Source organism: Bradyrhizobium sp. BLXBL-03, assembly GCF_051853015.1.
GTDB classification, from domain to species: Bacteria; Pseudomonadota; Alphaproteobacteria; order Rhizobiales; family Xanthobacteraceae; genus Bradyrhizobium; species Bradyrhizobium manausense.
Map to the genome: position 1 here is coordinate 1,148,894 of NZ_CP182470.1, position 17,179 is coordinate 1,166,072.

General features: G+C 63.7%; 16 protein-coding genes. 12 read left to right on the top strand and 4 right to left on the bottom strand.

Annotation, left to right across the window (positions count from 1 at the left end; all coding sequences use genetic code 11):
- Window positions 1-15: 15 nt before the first annotated feature.
- Window positions 16-1,932, bottom strand: a complete 1,917-nt coding sequence (cysC, locus tag ACNJX9_RS05495; protein ID WP_439408070.1) for an adenylyl-sulfate kinase — start codon at window positions 1,930-1,932, stop codon at window positions 16-18.
- A gap of 20 nt (window positions 1,933-1,952) precedes the next feature.
- Complete coding sequence (cysD, locus tag ACNJX9_RS05500) at window positions 1,953-2,747, bottom strand: sulfate adenylyltransferase subunit CysD (RefSeq protein ID WP_057759901.1); 795 nt, start codon at window positions 2,745-2,747, stop codon at window positions 1,953-1,955.
- 236 nt (window positions 2,748-2,983) lie between these two features.
- Between cysD and cysG the strand changes: the two genes are divergently transcribed.
- The 12 genes from cysG (at window position 2,984) to ACNJX9_RS05560 (ending at window position 14,300) form a co-directional block, all read left to right on the top strand.
- Entirely contained in the window at window positions 2,984-4,408 is a 1,425-nt protein-coding gene (gene cysG / locus ACNJX9_RS05505) for a siroheme synthase CysG (protein WP_439408071.1), read from the top strand.
- Window positions 4,405-4,722 carry a DUF2849 domain-containing protein gene (locus ACNJX9_RS05510; protein WP_057759385.1) on the top strand — a complete coding sequence of 106 codons (318 nt, stop codon included), beginning with the start codon at window positions 4,405-4,407 and terminating at the stop codon, window positions 4,720-4,722. The genes cysG and ACNJX9_RS05510 overlap by 4 nt, the downstream gene beginning before the upstream one ends.
- A gap of 11 nt (window positions 4,723-4,733) precedes the next feature.
- Complete coding sequence (locus tag ACNJX9_RS05515) at window positions 4,734-6,389, top strand: nitrite/sulfite reductase (RefSeq protein ID WP_057759383.1); 1,656 nt, start codon at window positions 4,734-4,736, stop codon at window positions 6,387-6,389.
- Window positions 6,376-6,891 (top strand): DUF934 domain-containing protein, encoded by a 516-nt coding sequence (locus ACNJX9_RS05520; protein WP_057759381.1) that lies wholly within the window; start codon window positions 6,376-6,378, stop codon window positions 6,889-6,891. The genes ACNJX9_RS05515 and ACNJX9_RS05520 overlap by 14 nt, the downstream gene beginning before the upstream one ends.
- Complete coding sequence (locus ACNJX9_RS05525; RefSeq protein ID WP_439408072.1) at window positions 6,888-7,613, top strand: phosphoadenylyl-sulfate reductase; 726 nt, start codon at window positions 6,888-6,890, stop codon at window positions 7,611-7,613. Before ACNJX9_RS05520 ends, ACNJX9_RS05525 begins: the two co-directional genes overlap by 4 nt.
- Before the next feature lie 120 nt (window positions 7,614-7,733).
- Entirely contained in the window at window positions 7,734-8,735 is a 1,002-nt protein-coding gene (locus tag ACNJX9_RS05530; RefSeq protein WP_439408073.1) for a sulfate ABC transporter substrate-binding protein, read from the top strand.
- Between the two features lie 36 nt (window positions 8,736-8,771).
- Window positions 8,772-9,608 carry a sulfate ABC transporter permease subunit CysT gene (gene cysT, locus ACNJX9_RS05535; RefSeq protein ID WP_439408074.1) on the top strand — a complete coding sequence of 279 codons (837 nt, stop codon included), beginning with the start codon at window positions 8,772-8,774 and terminating at the stop codon, window positions 9,606-9,608.
- Window positions 9,609-9,619: 11 nt separating this feature from the next.
- Complete coding sequence (gene cysW, locus ACNJX9_RS05540; protein WP_057759375.1) at window positions 9,620-10,531, top strand: sulfate ABC transporter permease subunit CysW; 912 nt, start codon at window positions 9,620-9,622, stop codon at window positions 10,529-10,531.
- Entirely contained in the window at window positions 10,521-11,555 is a 1,035-nt protein-coding gene (locus ACNJX9_RS05545; RefSeq protein ID WP_057759373.1) for a sulfate/molybdate ABC transporter ATP-binding protein, read from the top strand. The genes cysW and ACNJX9_RS05545 overlap by 11 nt, the downstream gene beginning before the upstream one ends.
- A 188-nt stretch (window positions 11,556-11,743) precedes the next feature.
- Window positions 11,744-12,247, top strand: coding sequence for a CAP domain-containing protein (locus ACNJX9_RS05550; protein WP_057759371.1), 504 nt, complete (start codon window positions 11,744-11,746; stop codon window positions 12,245-12,247).
- Window positions 12,248-12,334: 87 nt separating this feature from the next.
- Window positions 12,335-13,510 carry a DUF3734 domain-containing protein gene (locus ACNJX9_RS05555; RefSeq protein WP_057759369.1) on the top strand — a complete coding sequence of 392 codons (1,176 nt, stop codon included), beginning with the start codon at window positions 12,335-12,337 and terminating at the stop codon, window positions 13,508-13,510.
- Window position 13,511: 1 nt separating this feature from the next.
- Window positions 13,512-14,300: a 3-hydroxybutyrate dehydrogenase gene (locus ACNJX9_RS05560; RefSeq protein WP_057759367.1), complete on the top strand. Its 789-nt coding sequence runs from the start codon at window positions 13,512-13,514 to the stop codon at window positions 14,298-14,300.
- Between the two features lie 169 nt (window positions 14,301-14,469).
- Here ACNJX9_RS05560 and ACNJX9_RS05565 read toward each other — a convergent pair whose 3' ends face one another.
- Together ACNJX9_RS05565 and ACNJX9_RS05570 are read right to left on the bottom strand one after the other, a co-directional pair.
- On the bottom strand, window positions 14,470-15,378 hold the full coding sequence (locus tag ACNJX9_RS05565) for a sulfite exporter TauE/SafE family protein (RefSeq protein ID WP_439408075.1): 909 nt from the start codon (window positions 15,376-15,378) through the stop codon (window positions 14,470-14,472).
- Between the two features lie 301 nt (window positions 15,379-15,679).
- A complete protein-coding gene (locus ACNJX9_RS05570) occupies window positions 15,680-17,047 on the bottom strand; it encodes an oligosaccharide flippase family protein (protein ID WP_439410015.1) in 1,368 nt (455 codons plus the stop codon).
- Between the last annotated feature and the right edge of the window lie 132 nt (window positions 17,048-17,179).

Below are 17,179 nucleotides of genomic sequence, written 5' to 3' on the forward strand. Positions count from 1 at the left end.
GCGACAATCGGCCGCTCAGATATTCGCAGCGAGGTCCACGACTTCGTCGAACAGCACGCCTGACGACTTCAGCATCTGCTCGATCTCATCCGTGGCATCCGCAACTGTCCGCTTCGACGTGTCGATCGCGAGTTCAGCGGCTTGCGGCGCCTCGTAGTCGTTGCCGATGCCTGTAAAGGAGGCCAGCGCACCTGCGCGGGCCTTCTTGTAATGGCCCTTGGGGTCACGCTCTTCGCACACTTGCGCCGGTGTCGCGACGTGGATTTCGCGGAACGCGATGTCGGCGATGCGGCGGGCGGTGGCACGGTCCTCGCGCGACGGGGAGACGGCGGCGACGATCGCGATATGGCCATTGCGCGCCAGATGCGTCGCGACCTCGGCAAGCCGGCGGATGTTCTCACTGCGATCAGCGGCGGAGAAGCCGAGATCGCCGTTGAGCCCGGCGCGCAGCGTGTCGCCGTCGAGCAGGATGGGCGAGCCGCCATTGGTGAACAAACGCCGCTCCAGTGCTTTTGCCAGCGTCGACTTGCCGGAGGCCGGCAGACCCGTAAGCCAGACCACGGCGCCGTTGTGGCGATAGCGCGCTGAGCGCTCGTCGGGACGGAGCGCCGATTCCACCGGCACGATATCGACGGGCACGGCGCGCTGGCCGGCATCGACCGACAGCACCAGGCCACCGCCGGCGATGCGCCCCGCGACTTCGATCACGAGACGGCCGGTGCGCGGATTCTCGGTGTAGGGATCGGTTGCGATCGGATTGGACAGAGAAATGTCGATCTCGCCGACATGGTTGCGGCCGATCGCCTTGTTCTCGCTGCTCGAGAGCTCGCCCGGATCGACCGCCTTCTCGATGGCGACGACCGTGGCGCGGCTTTCCTTCGGCCCGCAGCGCACCAAGAGCTGATCGCCCTTGGCGAGCGGTTTGTCGTGCAGCCAGAAGATGCGCGCGCGAAGCCGCCGCGTCTCGCGCGGGGCTGTGCTCGCATGCGCGATGATATCGCCGCGCTCGACGAACAATTCGCGGTCGAGCGTGATGCCGACCGAGCGGCCCGCCCCCTGGCGGCTGCCGACCGGCGTCACGGGCCAGCTCTCGACCGACTTGATCCTGGCGATCTTGCCGGCCGGCATGATCACGATTTCGTCGCCTGCGACGAGGCTGCCGGATTCGATGCGGCCTGCCACGATGCGGCGATCATCGAACTTGTAGATCGCCTGCACCGGCAACCGCAGCGCCAACGCTTCCAGCGGCCGCGCCGGCTCCAGCCGATCCAGCGCCTCGACCACGGTCGGACCCTTGTACCAGCCGATGCGGCCGGTGCGCTCCGCAACGCCGTCGCCGTCGCGCGCGGAGATCGGGATCACCGCCGTCGGCGTCACGCCGAGGCCGTTGAGATGCGCGGAAATCTCGTCGCTGATCTCCTTGAAGCGATCAGCGGAGAAGTCGACGCGGTCCATCTTGTTGACCACTACTGCGACCTGCTTCACGCCGAGCAGGTGCAGGAGATAGCCGTGACGGCGGGTCTGGTCGCGCACGCCTTCGAGCGCATCGATGATCAGCACCGCGCCGTCGGCCTGCGAGGCGCCGGTGATCATGTTGCGCAGAAATTCGGCATGGCCGGGCGCGTCGATCAGCACGATGTCGCGCGAATTGGTGCGGAAGCGGATCTGCGTGGTGTCGATGGTGATGCCCTGGTCGCGCTCGGTCTGGAGCGCGTCGAGCAGGAACGACCATTCGAACGGCATGCCGCGCCGCGCGCTGACGGCTTTGAGCATTTCGAGCTTGCCGTCGGGCAGGCTGCCCGTCTCATGCAGGAGGCGGCCGACCAGCGTCGACTTGCCATGGTCGACATGGCCGACGATGACGATGCGCACTTGCGGACGCGTGGTCCCGTTTGGCGTGGCGGGCGAGGTGGGGGTGACGAGCATGTTCATGACCGCGATGCGTCCTTGAATCAGAGATAGCCGGCGACGCGCAGGCGCTCGAAAGCGTCCTCGGTCTCGTGGTCGAGCGCGCGGCCGGCACGCTCCGGCACCTTGGTCTGTTCGAGCTCGGCCAGGATCTCGTCGATGTTCGACGCTGACGATGCGACCGGATTGGTGATGTCCTGATCGCCCAGCGAGCGATAGCGCTTGCCGTCCTTGGCCAGATAGAGCGGGATGATCGGGATGTTCTCGCGCTTGGTGTAGGCCCAGATGTCGGCCTCGGTCCAATGCAGGATCGGATGGATGCGCAAATGCGCGCCCTGCGGCGGCGAGGCGTTGAAATGGTCCCAGAACTCCGGCGGCTGGTCGCGGACGTCCCAATTGCCTTCGAGGCCGCGCGGCGAGAACACGCGCTCCTTGGCGCGGGTGGCTTCCTCGTCGCGGCGAATGCCGGCGATCAGGCCGTCAAAGCCGTATTTGGCCAGCGCCATCTTGAGACCTTCGGTCTTGCGCGCGGCGGAACGGGCGGCGGGCGGCAGCGTTGGGTCGACGGCATCGATGGGCGGGCAAGGCTCGACGCGCAGATCGAGTTCCCATTCCTTTCCGTAGTGATCGCGGAAGCGATACATCTCCGGAAACTTCTTGCCGGTGTCGACGTGGAGCGCCGGGAACGGCACGCGGCCGAAGAACGCCTTCCGCGCCAGCCAGATCATCACGTTTGAATCCTTGCCGAGCGACCACAGCAGGGCGATCTTTTTCAGACGCGCAAACGCCTCGCGGAAAATGTAGATGCTCTGGGCTTCGAGCTGGTCGAGATGGTCCATGCCCGGGGCGGTCTGCTCGACCGGAACTTGCTCGGAAACGGAAGCTGCGAGGCTCAGCCCATCTGTGCCGGAATCGGTCTTGAGAAGATGCATCTCTGCCACTTTGCGTTTGGAGGCGAATTTTCTATAGTTGCGGTGCGGAAGAGAAGAAAAAATTTTCTCTTTGCACGCTCGAAATGACACATATATAGAAAATAATTCCAGTCAACCCCGGATGTGGGGGAAGCGAGTATCGCATGCGGTTCTTGCCGGTGTTCCTCGATCTCAAGGCCGGCCCGGTGGTCCTCATCGGCGCGGGTGAGCTTTTGCGCGCAAAACTGCGCGTGCTCGCCGCTGCCGGCGCGCGCATCCGTGTGTACGCGATCGACGGCAATCACGATCTGGGTCTGCACTCCGACGACACCGCGCCTATCGAGATCGCCTCCGGCGATCCGCTCGCATCTGATCTTGCCGGTGTCATTGCGATCGTCTGCGCCGGCGCAGGCGATATTGGCGTGGCGATGTCGGCGCGGGCAAAATCGCTCGGCCTGCCCGTCAACGTCATGGACGACCTCGAACATTCCAGCTTCATCTTCCCGGCCATCGTCGATCGCGGCGATGTCGTGGTCGCAATCGGCACCGGCGGCACCTCGCCGGTAGTGGCGCGGCGCGTGCGCGAGAAGATCGAGGCGCTGCTGCCGGCGCGGATCGGCGAGCTCGCCGAGTTCATCGGCGACTTCCGCAAATCCATCAACGAGCGCATCGCCGAGTTTCCGCTGCGCCGCCGCTTCTGGGAGCGCGTGATCGATGGTCCGATCGGCGCAGCCGTGCTGGCAGGCCGCAAGAGCGAGGCCGGCGCGGCGCTGAAGGCTATTTCCGATCCGTCCGATTTTGCGCGTGACGACAAGCCGGAAGGCTCGGTTGCGCTGGTCGGCGCCGGCCCTGGCGATCCTGACCTTCTCACCATCAAGGCGCTGCGCGCATTGCAGGATGCCGACATCGTCTTCCACGACGAGCTGGTCTCGGGGGAGATTCTCGATCGCATTCGTCGTGATACCACGCGCGTTGCGGTCGGCCGTCGCGTCGGCAAGCCCGGCATCGGCCAGGACGCCATCAACAAGCGCATGATCGAGGCCGCGCAAGCCGGCCAGCGCGTGGTGCGACTGAAGGGCGGTGATCCCTTCGTATTCGGCCGCGGCGGCGAAGAGGTGGAGGCGCTGCTCGCGGCGGGCGTTGCCTATTCGATCATCCCCGGCATTACCGCCGGCCTCGGCGGCGCTGCCGATTTCGAGGTGCCGCTCACTTACCGTCATGAAGCCACCCGCATCACCTTCCTCACGGCGCACAAGGCGCGCGATGCAGAGACCGTCGACTGGTCGACGCTGACCGACGCCAAAATGACCGTCGTTGTTTACATGGGCATGACCGCGGCACCTGCCGTGCGCGCCGGCCTGTTCGCCGCCGGCCGCTCGCCGGAGACGCCGGTCGGCGTGTTCGCCCGTGTCACGCGGCCGGACGCGCAAGGCGCGATCGGCATGCTGCGCGACCTGCCTGAGCTGGTGCGGCAGACCCATGGCGGTCCCGCCATCCTCATCATCGGCGACGTGGTCCGGCATGCCGGGTCGCTTCGTCGTCAAACCCCGAAGCAAATCATCTCTGACCTATTGGATGCAGCCGAATGACCTCCCCGCTTGAACAGAAGAAGATCAAAATCGCCGGCCCCTCGGTTGTGACCGCCAACCGGACCTGGGACGGCATCGTGGTCTACCGCACCGCCGCCAAGAGCTGGTCCGCAGACCTCTCGGAAGCCGCGATCGTGCGCAACTCCGACGAGGCGAAAACGTTGCTTGCTGAATCCGTGGCTGATGACGTCGGGGCCGTGGGAGCCTATATCGCCCCGGTGCAGGTCGGCGCAGACGGCAAGATCGAACCCGGCAATCTGCGCGAACAGATCCGCCGCACCGGCGTGACCATCGGTCAGTCGGCCCAGGCTTAAGGCATTCGCTGATGTACGCTTACGACGAAATCGACCGCACGCTCGTCAACGAGCGCGTCTCGGAGTTCCGCGACCAGGTGAAGCGCCGCCTCTCGGGCGAGCTCACCGAGGACGAGTTCAAGATCCTGCGCCTCCAGAACGGCGTCTATCTGCAACTGCACGCCTACATGTTCCGCGTGGCGATTCCCTACGGGACGCTGGCGACGAACCAGCTGCGCGCGCTCGCCCATGTTGCGCGCAAATATGACCGCGGCTACGGCCATTTCACCACCCGGCAGAACATCCAGTTCAACTGGATCAAGCTCGCCGAGCTGCCGGACGCGCTGGAAGATCTCGCCAAGGTCGGCATCCATGCGATGCAGACCTCCGGCAACAACATGCGCAACGTCACCTCGGACCAGTGGGCCGGTGTCGCACCCGGCGAGATCGAGGATCCCCGCATCTGGTCGGAGCTGATCCGCCAGCACACCACGCTGCATCCGGAATTCTCGTTCCTGCCGCGCAAGTTCAAGATCGCGATCACCGCGTCGGATCATGACCGCGCCGCGATCAAGATCCACGACATCGGTCTGAAGCTGATCAAGAACGAGAAGGGCGAGACCGGCTTCGAGGTTCTGGTCGGCGGCGGTCTCGGCCGCACGCCGTTCATCGGAAAGACCATCAAGCATTTCGTGCATGGCCGCGATATCCTCAGCTATATCGAGGCTATCCTGCGCGTCTACAACCAGTACGGCCGCCGCGACAACATCTACAAGGCGCGCATCAAGATCCTGGTGCACGAGCTCGGCATCGAGAAATTCTCGCGCGAGGTCGAGGAGGAATGGCAGCACATCCGCAATTCCTCGCTCCAGATCGACGACGAGGTGATCGAGGACATCCGCTCCCGCTTTTCCTACCCGAATTACGAGAAGCTGCCGCACATGCCGGACGAACTGCGTCAGGCCGCGGCGGACGCCGATTTCGAGGCATGGCGCAAGAATTCGGTGGCCCCGCACAAGGTGCAGGGCTATTCCATCGTGACCATCTCGCTGAAGCCGATCGGCAAGCCCCCGGGCGATGCGACCGCGGAGCAGATGGAGGCGCTGGCCGATCTCGCCGACAAATATTCGTTCGGCGAGATCCGCGTCGGCCACGAACAGAATTTGGCGCTGCCGCACGTCGCCAAGCGCGATCTGCCGGCACTGTGGAAGGCACTCGACAAGCTTGGCCTCGCCACGCCCAACGTCAATCTGATCACCGACATCATCGCCTGTCCGGGCCTGGACTATTGCTCGCTGGCCAATGCGCGCTCGATCCCGATCGCGCAGGAGCTGACGCGGCGGTTCGCCAACCACGAGCTCGCCAACCTGATCGGCCGTCTGCACATCAACATCTCCGGCTGCATCAATGCCTGCGGCCACCATCATGTCGGCCATATCGGCATTCTCGGCGTCGAGAAGAACGGCGAGGAGGTCTACCAGATCACCATCGGAGGCCGCGCCGACGAGAACGCTGCGCTCGGCACCTTGATCGGCCCGGGCGTCAAGTTCGACGAAGTCGCCGATGTCATCGAGGACGTCGTGGAGGCCTATCTCGCGCTGCGCGAGCGGCCCGAAGAGCTGTTCATGGACACCGTGAAGCGCCTCGGCGTCGAACCCTTCAAGGAGCGCGTCTATGCCACTCGTTAATGGCGGAAAAATCGTCGACGACAGCTTCGTCAAGCTGGCCGTCGACACGCCGCTGCCCGAGGGCGGCGACATCCTGGTGCCGGCCGAGCGCTTCATTGCCGAGGCGGACGCATTGCTCAAGCGCACCGGCAAGGTCGGTGTGATCTGGCCGAACAACCGCGATATTGACGAACTCGTGCCGTATCTCGGCAAGGTCGCCGCCGTTGCGCTGGTGTTCCCGACCTTCCGTGACGGCCGCGCCTACAGCCAGGCCCGGCTGCTGCGCGAGCGCTACAATTATCGCGGCGAGCTGCGCGCGACCGGCCAGATCCTGCGCGACCAGTTCGTGTTCATGCTGCGCGCCGGCTTCGATTCCTTCGAGGTCAAGAAGCAGGCCGACGCCGAAGCCTTCATGCAGACCGCAAAGCGCTACTCGGTGTTCTACCAGCCGACCGGCGATGGCCGTATCACGGCCTTGCACCGGCGCATGCAGCTGCGTCACTCCGAGGGCGTCGGCACGTGAACGGCATCGCGCCTCAGGTCTCGTCCGTGTCCACGCTGCCTTCGGCGGAGGAGCTCGATCGTGCGTTGCGCGATGCCTCGCCCGCGGAGGTCATCGCGGCTGCGCTGAAGGCGGTCGGGCGCGACAAGCTCGCACTGGTGTCGTCCTTCGGCACGGAATCGGCGACGCTGCTGAAGGTGATGGCGGGCGTCGATCCGGCGATCCCCGTGATCTTTCTCGACACCGGCTGGCTGTTCGAGGAGACGCTGGCCTATCGCGACACGCTGATCGAAACGCTTGGCCTGAAAGACGTCCGCTCGATCAGGCCTGCCGAGGAGACGCTGACGCGCGAAGATCCGGACCGCGATCTCTGGTTCTCCGATCCCGATGCCTGCTGTCGTATCCGCAAAGTCGAGCCGCTCGCGCGTGCGCTCAAGCCGTTCTCGGCCTGGCTCAATGGCCGCAAGCGATTTCAGGGCAATGCGCGCGCCGATATTCCTGTCGTCGAGGACGATGGTGCGCGGTTGAAGTTCAACCCGTTCGCCAATGTCTCGCGCGAGGAACTGGAAGCGATCTTCGTCCGCGCCAAATTGCCGCGTCACCCGCTTGCGGCGTCGGGTTTTCGCTCGGTTGGGTGTATGCCTTGCACGAGCAGAACGGCCGAAGGCGAGGACGAGCGCGCCGGTCGCTGGCGTGGCCGCGCCAAGACAGAATGCGGCATCCATACGATGAAGACTTCGTAGCACAGGCACGCTGCCTTTCTACAAACAAGAAAATCCGGTTCCGTTGACTTAAGCGCGTTTCGCCCCGAGTTATGCCTGCCATCGACGCCGCCGCTGTCGTCGATGTGAATGGAGATGGACATGATGCGCCGTATCGTTCCGCTCGCAGCAGGACTGCTCGTTACGGGATTCTTGGCAAGCTCGGCTCACGCCGCCGACATCAATCTGCTGAACGTGTCGTACGATCCGACGCGCGAGCTTTATGTCGACTTCAACAAGGCGTTCGCGACGGCCTATCAGAAGGAGACCGGCAAGAGCGTCGAGATCAAGCAGTCGCATAATGGCTCGGGCGCGTCCTCGCGGAGCGTCATCGATGGCCTGCCGGCAGACGTGGTGACGCTCGCGCTCGCCTACGACATCGACGCGATTGCGGCCAAGGGATTGACCGCCGCAGACTGGCAGAAGCGCCTGCCGCAGAATTCATCACCCTACACCTCGACGATCGTGTTCCTGGTGCGCAAGGGCAATCCGAAAGCCATCAAGGACTGGGACGACCTGATCAAGCCGGGCGTCGCCGTGATCACGCCGAACCCGAAGACGTCGGGCGGGGCGCGATGGAATTATCTCGCGGCGTGGGGCTATGCCGAGAAGAAGTTCGGCTCGGCCGACAAGGCCAAGGATTTCATCGCCAAGCTCTACCAGCAGGTGCCGGTGCTCGACACCGGCGCACGTGGTTCGACCGTGACTTTCGTCGAGCGTGGTGTCGGCGACGTGCTGCTCGCATGGGAGAACGAAGCCTACCTCGCCTTGAAGGAATTTGGCCCGGAGAAGTTCGAGATCGTCGCGCCGCGCCAATCCATCCTGGCGGAGCCGCCGGTCGCGGTGGTCGACAAGGTCGTCGACAAGAAGGGCACCCGCAGCGCTGCCGAGGCCTACCTCCAGTTCTGGTATACAAAGGAAGGTCAGGAGATCGCCGCGCGCAACTTCTACCGGCCGCGCGACGCCGAAATTGCCAAGAAATACGAAAATTCCTTCGCCAAGGTCGAACTATTCACCATCGACGACGTTTTTGGTGGTTGGACCAAGGCGCAGAAAGACCATTTTGCCGATGGCGGCGTCTTCGATCAGATCTACAAGAACTGATCGGGCGCCGTCGGAGGGGGTTTGACAGGGGGCCTTGTGAGCGCAATCGCTTTACGACGCCGGACTTTGCCGGGTTTCGGTCTCACGATGGGACTGACGCTTTCCTGGCTGTCCGTCATCATCCTGATTCCGCTCGCCGGGCTGTTTCTGAGGTCCACCGAGCTCAGTTTCGATCAGTTCTGGGCCATCCTCTCCAGCCGCCGCACGTTGAACGCACTGCGCGTCTCCTTCGGGCTTGCGTTTGCTGCGGCCTGCGTCAATCTCGTCATGGGCAGCGTCATCGTCTGGGCGCTGGTGCGTTACCGTTTCCCCGGCCGGCGACTCTTCGATGCCATCGTTGACGTGCCGTTTGCACTGCCGACGGCCGTTGCCGGCGTTGCGCTGACCTCGCTGTTTGCCGAGAAGGGCTGGCTGGGTGCCCCGCTTGCCGCGCTCGGCATCAAGGTGGCGTTCACGCCGCTCGGCATCTTCGTCGCCATGATCTTCATCGGCATTCCCTTCGTGGTGCGCACGGTCCAGCCGGTGCTGCAGGATCTCGATCCCGAGATCGAGGAAGCCGCGGGCAGCCTGGGAGCCAGCCGCTGGCAGACCATCATCCGCGTGATCCTGCCCTCGCTCGCGCCGGCGCTGCTCACAGGCCTCGCGCTCGCCTTTGCGCGCGCGGTCGGCGAATACGGCTCGGTGATCTTCATCGCCGGCAATCTGCCCAATGTCTCCGAGATCGCGCCGCTCTTGATCGTGATCCGTCTCTCCGAATTCCGCTACGCCGATGCGACCGCCATCGCGGTGGTCATGCTCGTCGTCTCCTTCGTCATCATCTTCGCGGTGAACCGGTTGCAGCGCTGGGCGCAGGACCGGATTCCGGTGCACTAGGGCGAAATGCGATGACGATGCAGATCGCCGATAATGTTTCGCTGTCCTCGCCCGACGCGAAGTCGCGCGCCCATGCGGCCGCCGCGCGCAACGATCTCCGCACCGAGCCCAAGGCGGTGCGCCTCGTCATCATTACGCTGGCGATCGCGTTCCTGTCCGTCTTCGTCGTGCTGCCGCTGGTCGTGGTGTTCGCGCAGGCCTTCGCGAAAGGAATTCTCGCCTATCTCGCGGCGCTTGCCGAGCCGGAGGCGCTGGCGGCGATCAAGCTGACGCTGGCGGTCGCCGCAATCTCGGTCAGTCTCAATCTCGTCTTCGGCCTGGTCGCCGCCTGGGCGGTGGCAAAGTTCGAATTTCCCGGCAAGACGGTCCTGATCACGTTGATCGACCTGCCGTTCTCGGTGAGCCCCGTCATTTCCGGCCTCGTCTTCGTGCTGCTGTTCGGCGCGCAGGGCTATTTCGGCGGCTGGCTCAGGGATCACGACATCCAGATCCTGTTCGCGGTGCCCGGCATCGCGCTCGCCACCACCTTCGTGACCTTTCCCTTCGTGGCGCGCGCGCTGATCCCCTTGATGCAGGAGCAGGGCACGCAGGAAGAGGAAGCCGCGATCTCGCTGGGTGCCTCGGGCCTGCAGACCTTCTTCCGCGTCACGCTGCCCAACATCAAATGGGGCGTGCTCTACGGCGTTCTGCTCTGCAATGCCCGCGCGATGGGCGAGTTCGGCGCCGTCTCGGTCGTCTCCGGCCATATTCGCGGCGAGACCAACACCATGCCGCTGCTGGTCGAGATCCTCTACAACGAGTACCAGTTCGTCGCTGCGTTTGCGATCGCCTCGCTGCTGGCGATGCTGGCGCTGGTCACGCTGGTCGCAAAGATCATCCTCGAACGTCACCTCGACGAAGGACGCGACGTCCATGACCATTGAAGTCAAAAATCTCGTCAAGAAGTTCGGCAGCTTTGCTGCGCTTGACGGCGTCGACCTCAAGGTCAATGACGGCGAGCTGCTCGCACTGCTCGGCCCATCCGGCTCCGGCAAGACCACATTGCTGCGGATCATCGCCGGCCTGGACTGGCCTGATGCCGGCGAGGTCTCCTTCAACGGCGAGGACGCGCTGGCACAGGGCGCGCGCGAGCGCCATGTCGGCTTCGTGTTCCAGCACTACGCGCTGTTCCGCCACATGAGCGTGTTCGAGAACGTCGCCTTTGGCCTGCGCGTCCAGCCGCGGGCGGTCCGGAAGGACGAGGCGACCATCCGCAGGCGCGTGAAAGAGTTGCTCGATCTCGTGCAGCTCGACTGGCTCGCCGACCGCTATCCGAGCCAGCTCTCCGGCGGCCAGCGCCAGCGCATCGCGCTCGCCCGCGCGCTCGCGATCGAGCCGCGCATTCTCTTGCTCGACGAGCCCTTTGGTGCGCTCGATGCGAAGGTGCGCAAAGAGCTGCGCAAATGGCTGCGCTCGCTCCACAATGAGATCCATGTGACCTCGATCTTCGTCACCCACGACCAGGAGGAGGCGCTCGAAGTCGCCAACCGTGTCGTCGTCATGGACAAGGGCAGGATCGAGCAGGTCGGCTCGCCCGACGATGTCTACGAGACGCCGGCGACCGCCTTCGTGCACAGCTTCATCGGCGAGTCCATCGAGTTGCCGGTTCAAGTCGACGGGGGCGTGGTCAGGCTGGGCGACAGCCCGCTGCAGCTCGCCGCGGAGGGGCTGGCGCCTGGCGCGTCAAGGCTGTTCGTGCGGCGACATGACATGGTGGTCGGCCCGGCCGGCTCGGGCGCCTTCGAAGGCGCGGTCCAGCACGTCCGCAATTTCGGCCCGGTGCAGCGGGCCGAGGTCACGCTCTCAGGCGGTGAGACCATCGAGATCGACGCCCCCCGCGACCGGGGACTGCGCGCCGGCGACACCGTTGGCCTCGAGCCCCGCCGCTACCGCATCTTTGCGGGTTGAGGCGCCCGTCATTCCGGGGCAGTGCGCAGCACTGAACCCGGAATCTCGAGATTCTCAGGTGCGCAATTTGCGCACCATAGTTCGATGCTTCGCATCGCCCCGGAATGACGACTGCGATTTTCCTCAAAATTCACCTTTCAGCCATTGTTGGTATGCAACAACGCCCCCTCATTTGGGAGCCCCTGAACATGCGCGCTGCGGCCGCGATCCTTCTCATTTTGCTTCTCGCCGGCTGCGCCGGCAATGAAGCGCCGATCCAGCAGCCGTCGATGTATACCGACATGTCGGTCCCGGGCGCCAAGCTCGACGCGCCGGCCGCGGCGATCATGATCTCGCAATATCGCCAGAACAACGGCCTCGGCAGCGTCGAGATCGACCCCGAACTGATGCGGCTCGCCGAATCCCAGTCGGCCGCCATGGCTGCGGCCAACAAGATGGACCATGACGTCCGCGCGCCCCTGGGTAAGCGGCTCAACGCCGGGGGCTATCCGGCCACCGTTGCGGTCGAGAACATCTCGGCCGGCTATCATACGTTGGCGGAAGCGTTTTCCGGCTGGCGCGACTCGCCTCCGCATCGCGCCAACATGCTCAAGAGCGGTGTCACAAAATTAGGCATCGCGGCGAGCTATGCTCCGGGCACCAAGTACAAGGTGTTCTGGACCATGATCCTGGCGTCGACCGATCCCCGATAAGCCAGACTTGATCCCGGGTGCATTGACGTCGCGCTAGACTGTCGCCACGGTGGCTCGCGTTTTGCGATTATTTGCTAATATCCCCCTATGACCGATCATAGCCCGGAAGTCGCAACAGTCCCCGCGAAGGCGCAGCGCGTCCTGGTCCTCCAGGGCGGCGGCGCGCTCGGCTCCTATCAAGCCGGCGCCTATCAGGCACTGTGCCATTTCGACTTCGAGCCCGAATGGGTCGCCGGCATCTCGATTGGCGCGGTCAATGCCGCCATCATCGCCGGCAACGAGGGCCACACCCGCGTCAAGCGGCTCAAGGAATTCTGGGAGATGGTCTCCGCGCCGGTGCCGTGGAAGCCGATCGGCAAGAGCGACCACAGCCGCGAGCTGTTTAATTCCACCAGTGCCGCGCTGATCGCGACCTTCGGCGTGCCCGGCTTCTTCACGCCGCGCGTGCCGCCCGCGCCGCTCTGGCCGCCGGGCAGTCCCCAGGCCGAGAGCTATTACGACACCGCGCCGCTGAGGAAGACGCTGGAGCGTCTCGTCGACTTCGATCGCATCAACGATCTGAAGACGCGGCTGTCGGTCGGCGCCGTCGGCGTCACCTCCGGCAACTTCAAATATTTCGACAATTACGAGTTCAAGAAGCTCGGCAAGCTCATCGGCCCCGAGCACATCATGGCCTCGGGCGCGCTGCCGCCGGGATTTCCGTCGGTCGTGATCGACGGCGAGCATTATTGGGACGGCGGCATCGCCTCCAACACGCCGCTCGACTTCGTGCTCGATGCCGAGGTTGATCGCGACATGCTGATCTTCCAGGTCGATCTGTTCAGCGCCCGCGGCGATCTGCCGAATTCGCTGCTCGAGGCGACCGAGCGCGAGAAGGACATCCGCTTCTCCAGCCGCACGCGAATGAACACCGACAAGAACAAGCAGTTGCACAACGCCCGCAGGGCGGCGCGCGAGCTGATTGCCAAATTGCCCGATTATCTCAAGAACGACCCGTCCGTCGAGTTCCTCGCGAAGGTCTCTCGTGAGAGCACTGTCACGGTGGTGCACCTGATCTATCGCAGCAAGAACTACGAATCCTCGTCCAAGGACTACGACTTCTCGCATGTCGCCATGGTCGAGCACTGGGAAAGCGGCGTGCGCGACGTGCATCTGTCGATGCGCCACAAGGACTGGCTGGAGAAGCCGCAGTCCGGCGAGACCATGGTGACTTACGATCTCACGGGGGACGTCACCGCGCCCCCGGCAAAAAGGAGTGAATAATATGGGTACTCTCTCAGGCAAGAACGCCGTCGTAACAGGTTCGACCAGCGGCATTGGCCTTGCTTATGCGCGCGCGTTCGCGGCTGCCGGCGCCAATGTCGTCATCAACGGTTTCGGCTCGCCCGAGGACATCGAGAAGGAGCGCGCCAAGATCGAATCCGATTTCGGCGTGAAGGCGGTCTATTCGCCGGCCGACATGAGCAAGCCGGCCGAGATCGCCGGGATGATCGCGCTCGGCGAAAAGTCGTTCGGCTCGGTCGACATTCTCGTCAACAATGCCGGCATCCAGTTCGTCTCGCCGATCGAGGAATTCCCGCCGGAGAAATGGGACCAGATCATCGCGATCAACCTGTCCTCGGCCTTCCATGCCATCCGCGCCGCCGTTCCCGGCATGAAGAAGAAGGGCTGGGGCCGCATCATCAATACCGCCTCGGCGCACTCGCTGGTCGCCTCGCCCTTCAAGTCGGCTTACGTCTCGGCCAAGCATGGCATCGCCGGCCTGACCAAGACCGTGGCGCTGGAGGTCGCAACCCACAAGATCACCTGCAACTGCATCAGCCCCGGCTATGTCTGGACGCCGCTGGTGGAAAAGCAGATCCCGGATACGATGAAGGCGCGCAACCTCACGCGCGAGCAGGTCATCAACGACGTGCTGCTCGACGCGCAGCCGACCAAGGAGTTCGTGACGTCGGAGCAGGTCGCAGCGCTCGCGCTGTTCCTGTGCAGCGACGATGCCGCGCAGATTACCGGCACGAATCTGTCGATCGACGGCGGCTGGACGGCGGAATAACGGCCGGGATGCCCCTGGGGTGGGCAGAGGCGCCCCTTGCGCCGTGCCCACCATCTGTCTCCGATTGAAAAAGGTGGTGGGCACGCTTTCGCTTTGCCCACCCTACGACTGAAATTGGACATCGATGCAAACTGGTCCGCGCGGGCCAGTCGTATCCAGCGACAGGGCTTCAGTGCCTCAGCGCGGATGAAGAACGGGCTGCCAAACCCGCAGGAATTCTTGAGCCGCGCGAGGCCGCTTTGGGGGAGCTGAAAAAGACGTACAACAAATAGACGTCTATCAGGATCGTACCCGCCATCACGCTGTATGCCCATGGGCTTGCCGCCAGGTTGAGCTCCATCAACACGCGCGAGAGACCGAATCCCACGACCCAGGCATCAAAGCTCATGCATATCCGGCGAAATGTCTCGGGATCCATCCGGTGGATGAAAAAGGCGCCAAGCGGAATACCAACGGTGGCACAGACAGCTAGCACCGGCAAAATGGCGGTGCTTTCTGCGATGAAGAGGCCGAGATAGTAGTAAGCGAGCGCTGTCAGGCAGGACTCGGTTACCCGAACCAGCGCCAGGCCGGCTCGAAACTCGTCTTTGACCAGACCCTGGTTGTTGAACAACATCGCCAAAGGGGGGCCTGAAATGGTCGTTAACGAATACAGGATTCCCAGGGTCGCTCCAAAGGGCAGGCCAACCAGCCAGCGTAGTTGAATGGGCCTCCGCCAGCCGGCTGCCTGCAATAGAATAAGAGGCAGGATAAGCGAGTAGGTGGCGAGTTTGATCCAGACGGGCTGAACCAGGGAAAGCGCATAGGCTCCGACCGCGATGCCAGGCAGCATGCCGATGAGGATGGGAAACACGCGCTTCCAGACAGCTGGAACGCCGGCTCGATTGATAAAGAGAACGTACACGTTCACGAAGACTTCGATCAGGACCAAAGCCGGATTGAGCACGCGGTTGGCATAGAAAACGAGCGCGACCGGCACGGTTAGGGACGAAAATCCATAGCCAAGCGCACCGTTCACGAAGGCCGCAAACAGGGCGATCCCTGCAAGAACGATCAAAGCGGTGTCAATCGGAGGCATCTTTGGCTTTCATCCCAGCGGGCCGCGTGTCGTCCTCAGCGAGCCGCTGCCGACGCAGCTCATACCGAGGACTAAATCCCGGGGCGAGGTAGGGCGGGTCAATCATGGCTGGCGGAGTCTAGGTCTATCTCGTCAGTCGGGCAATATGACGTAGAATAAATTTTCCCAGAGACGCAACTATCTCAGACGAATAAGAAAAATTGTACTCCGTGTTGCGGATAGGCAGAAGTTTCTCTCTGTTCCCGGACGTTTTGCGAGGCCGTCGTTCCCCGCGAGTGCGCCGGGGCGGGTTCCGTCGGACCTATTTACCAAATGCCAGCACGTGCAGCCTCAGCCGCTGCCGCACGATCCAGAACAGCAGCACGGTCTCGAAGGTGAGCGAGATCGAGGTCGCGGCGGCGGCGCCATGGCCGCCGAAGCGCGGCACCAGCGCGATGCAGAGCACGAGGTTCATGACGAACGCCAGCGCATAGGCCAGCGCGCAGATCTTCTGCTGGCCCAGCATGTTGAGCAGCCGCTCCACGGGGCCGATCGCGGCGCGCACCACGAGGCCAACAGCGGCGACGAACATGATGTCGTAGCCGACAACGAATTGCGGTCCGAACAGCCAGAGCAGCGGCTTGCCGAGTGCGAGTAGCGCGATGGTTGCCGCCAGCGACGGCCAGAATGTCCAGACGATGGCGTGCGCGACATAGGCTGACAGGCGCGCTCTGTCGCCGCTGGCGTTGTATTCGGCGAAGCGATGCGCCGTCGTTGCCGACATCGCGTAGTGAATGAACGACACCAGTGCCAGCGTCTTCACCACAGCAAAGTAGACGCCGACCTCGTCGGAGGGACGGAACTGCTGCAGCACCAGCACGTCGGTGTAGGAGAGCAGCAAATAAAAACCTTCGACCAAAAGGATCGGCAGCGAGATCGCGAGCCAGCCGCTGATGTCGTAGGCCTTGGCGCCCGGCACGATGTGATCGGCGAGCCTGCGGTTCAGCACCACCATCTGTCCGGCCATCGCGATCCACACGGCACCCAGGCTCGCCACCATCGCCGCGACCGCACCGAGATGATAGCCGAGCAGGAAGGCGCCGGCGGTGATGCCGATGATCAGCGCCTGGCGGATGATGAATTGCGGCATCAGGCCGAGTTGCATCCAGTCATGCGAGCGCGCGATGCCGTCCTGGGTGTTGGCGACGACGAAGGCGGGCAACGTCATGCAGCCGATATAGAGCGGCAGCTCCTCGGTCGGATCGATCCAGGGCGAGAGAAGCCTGACGATGCCGGCAAGCGCGAGCGACACCAGTGTCGAGACAGCGAAGACCAGCCAGCGGCTGCCGGACAGAAAACCGCGCAGCAGTGCATGATTGCCGCTGGCCCGATATTCCGGAATGATCTTTTGCGCCGAAGCGGAGATGCCGAAATCCATCATGCTGCCGAGCAGCAGCACCCAGGTCCAGACATAGACATAGATGCCGTAGTCGGATGTTCCCATCCAGCGCGCCAGCAGCACCTGGGAAAGATAGGCGAGGCCCGCGCTGATGAAGCGGATGATGAAGATGGTGCCGGCCAGCCGCCGCGTCAACGATGCTTCGCTCGAGCCGCCCGTCAGTTTTCCGCGCAGCCGTGTGATCAGGCCGGCCGGTCTGGTCGTTGCGGGTTCTGCATCCATCACGGCCAAGTCGAGATCCCCAGACGTCCGCATGCTGCGGCAGGGTCCGGACTTAGCAACCATTCGTTAAGATTCGGTTGGGTGGGAGCGGTGTCGCAACAGCCAACAGTGTCGTCCCGGACAAGTGTCAGCGCAGATCCG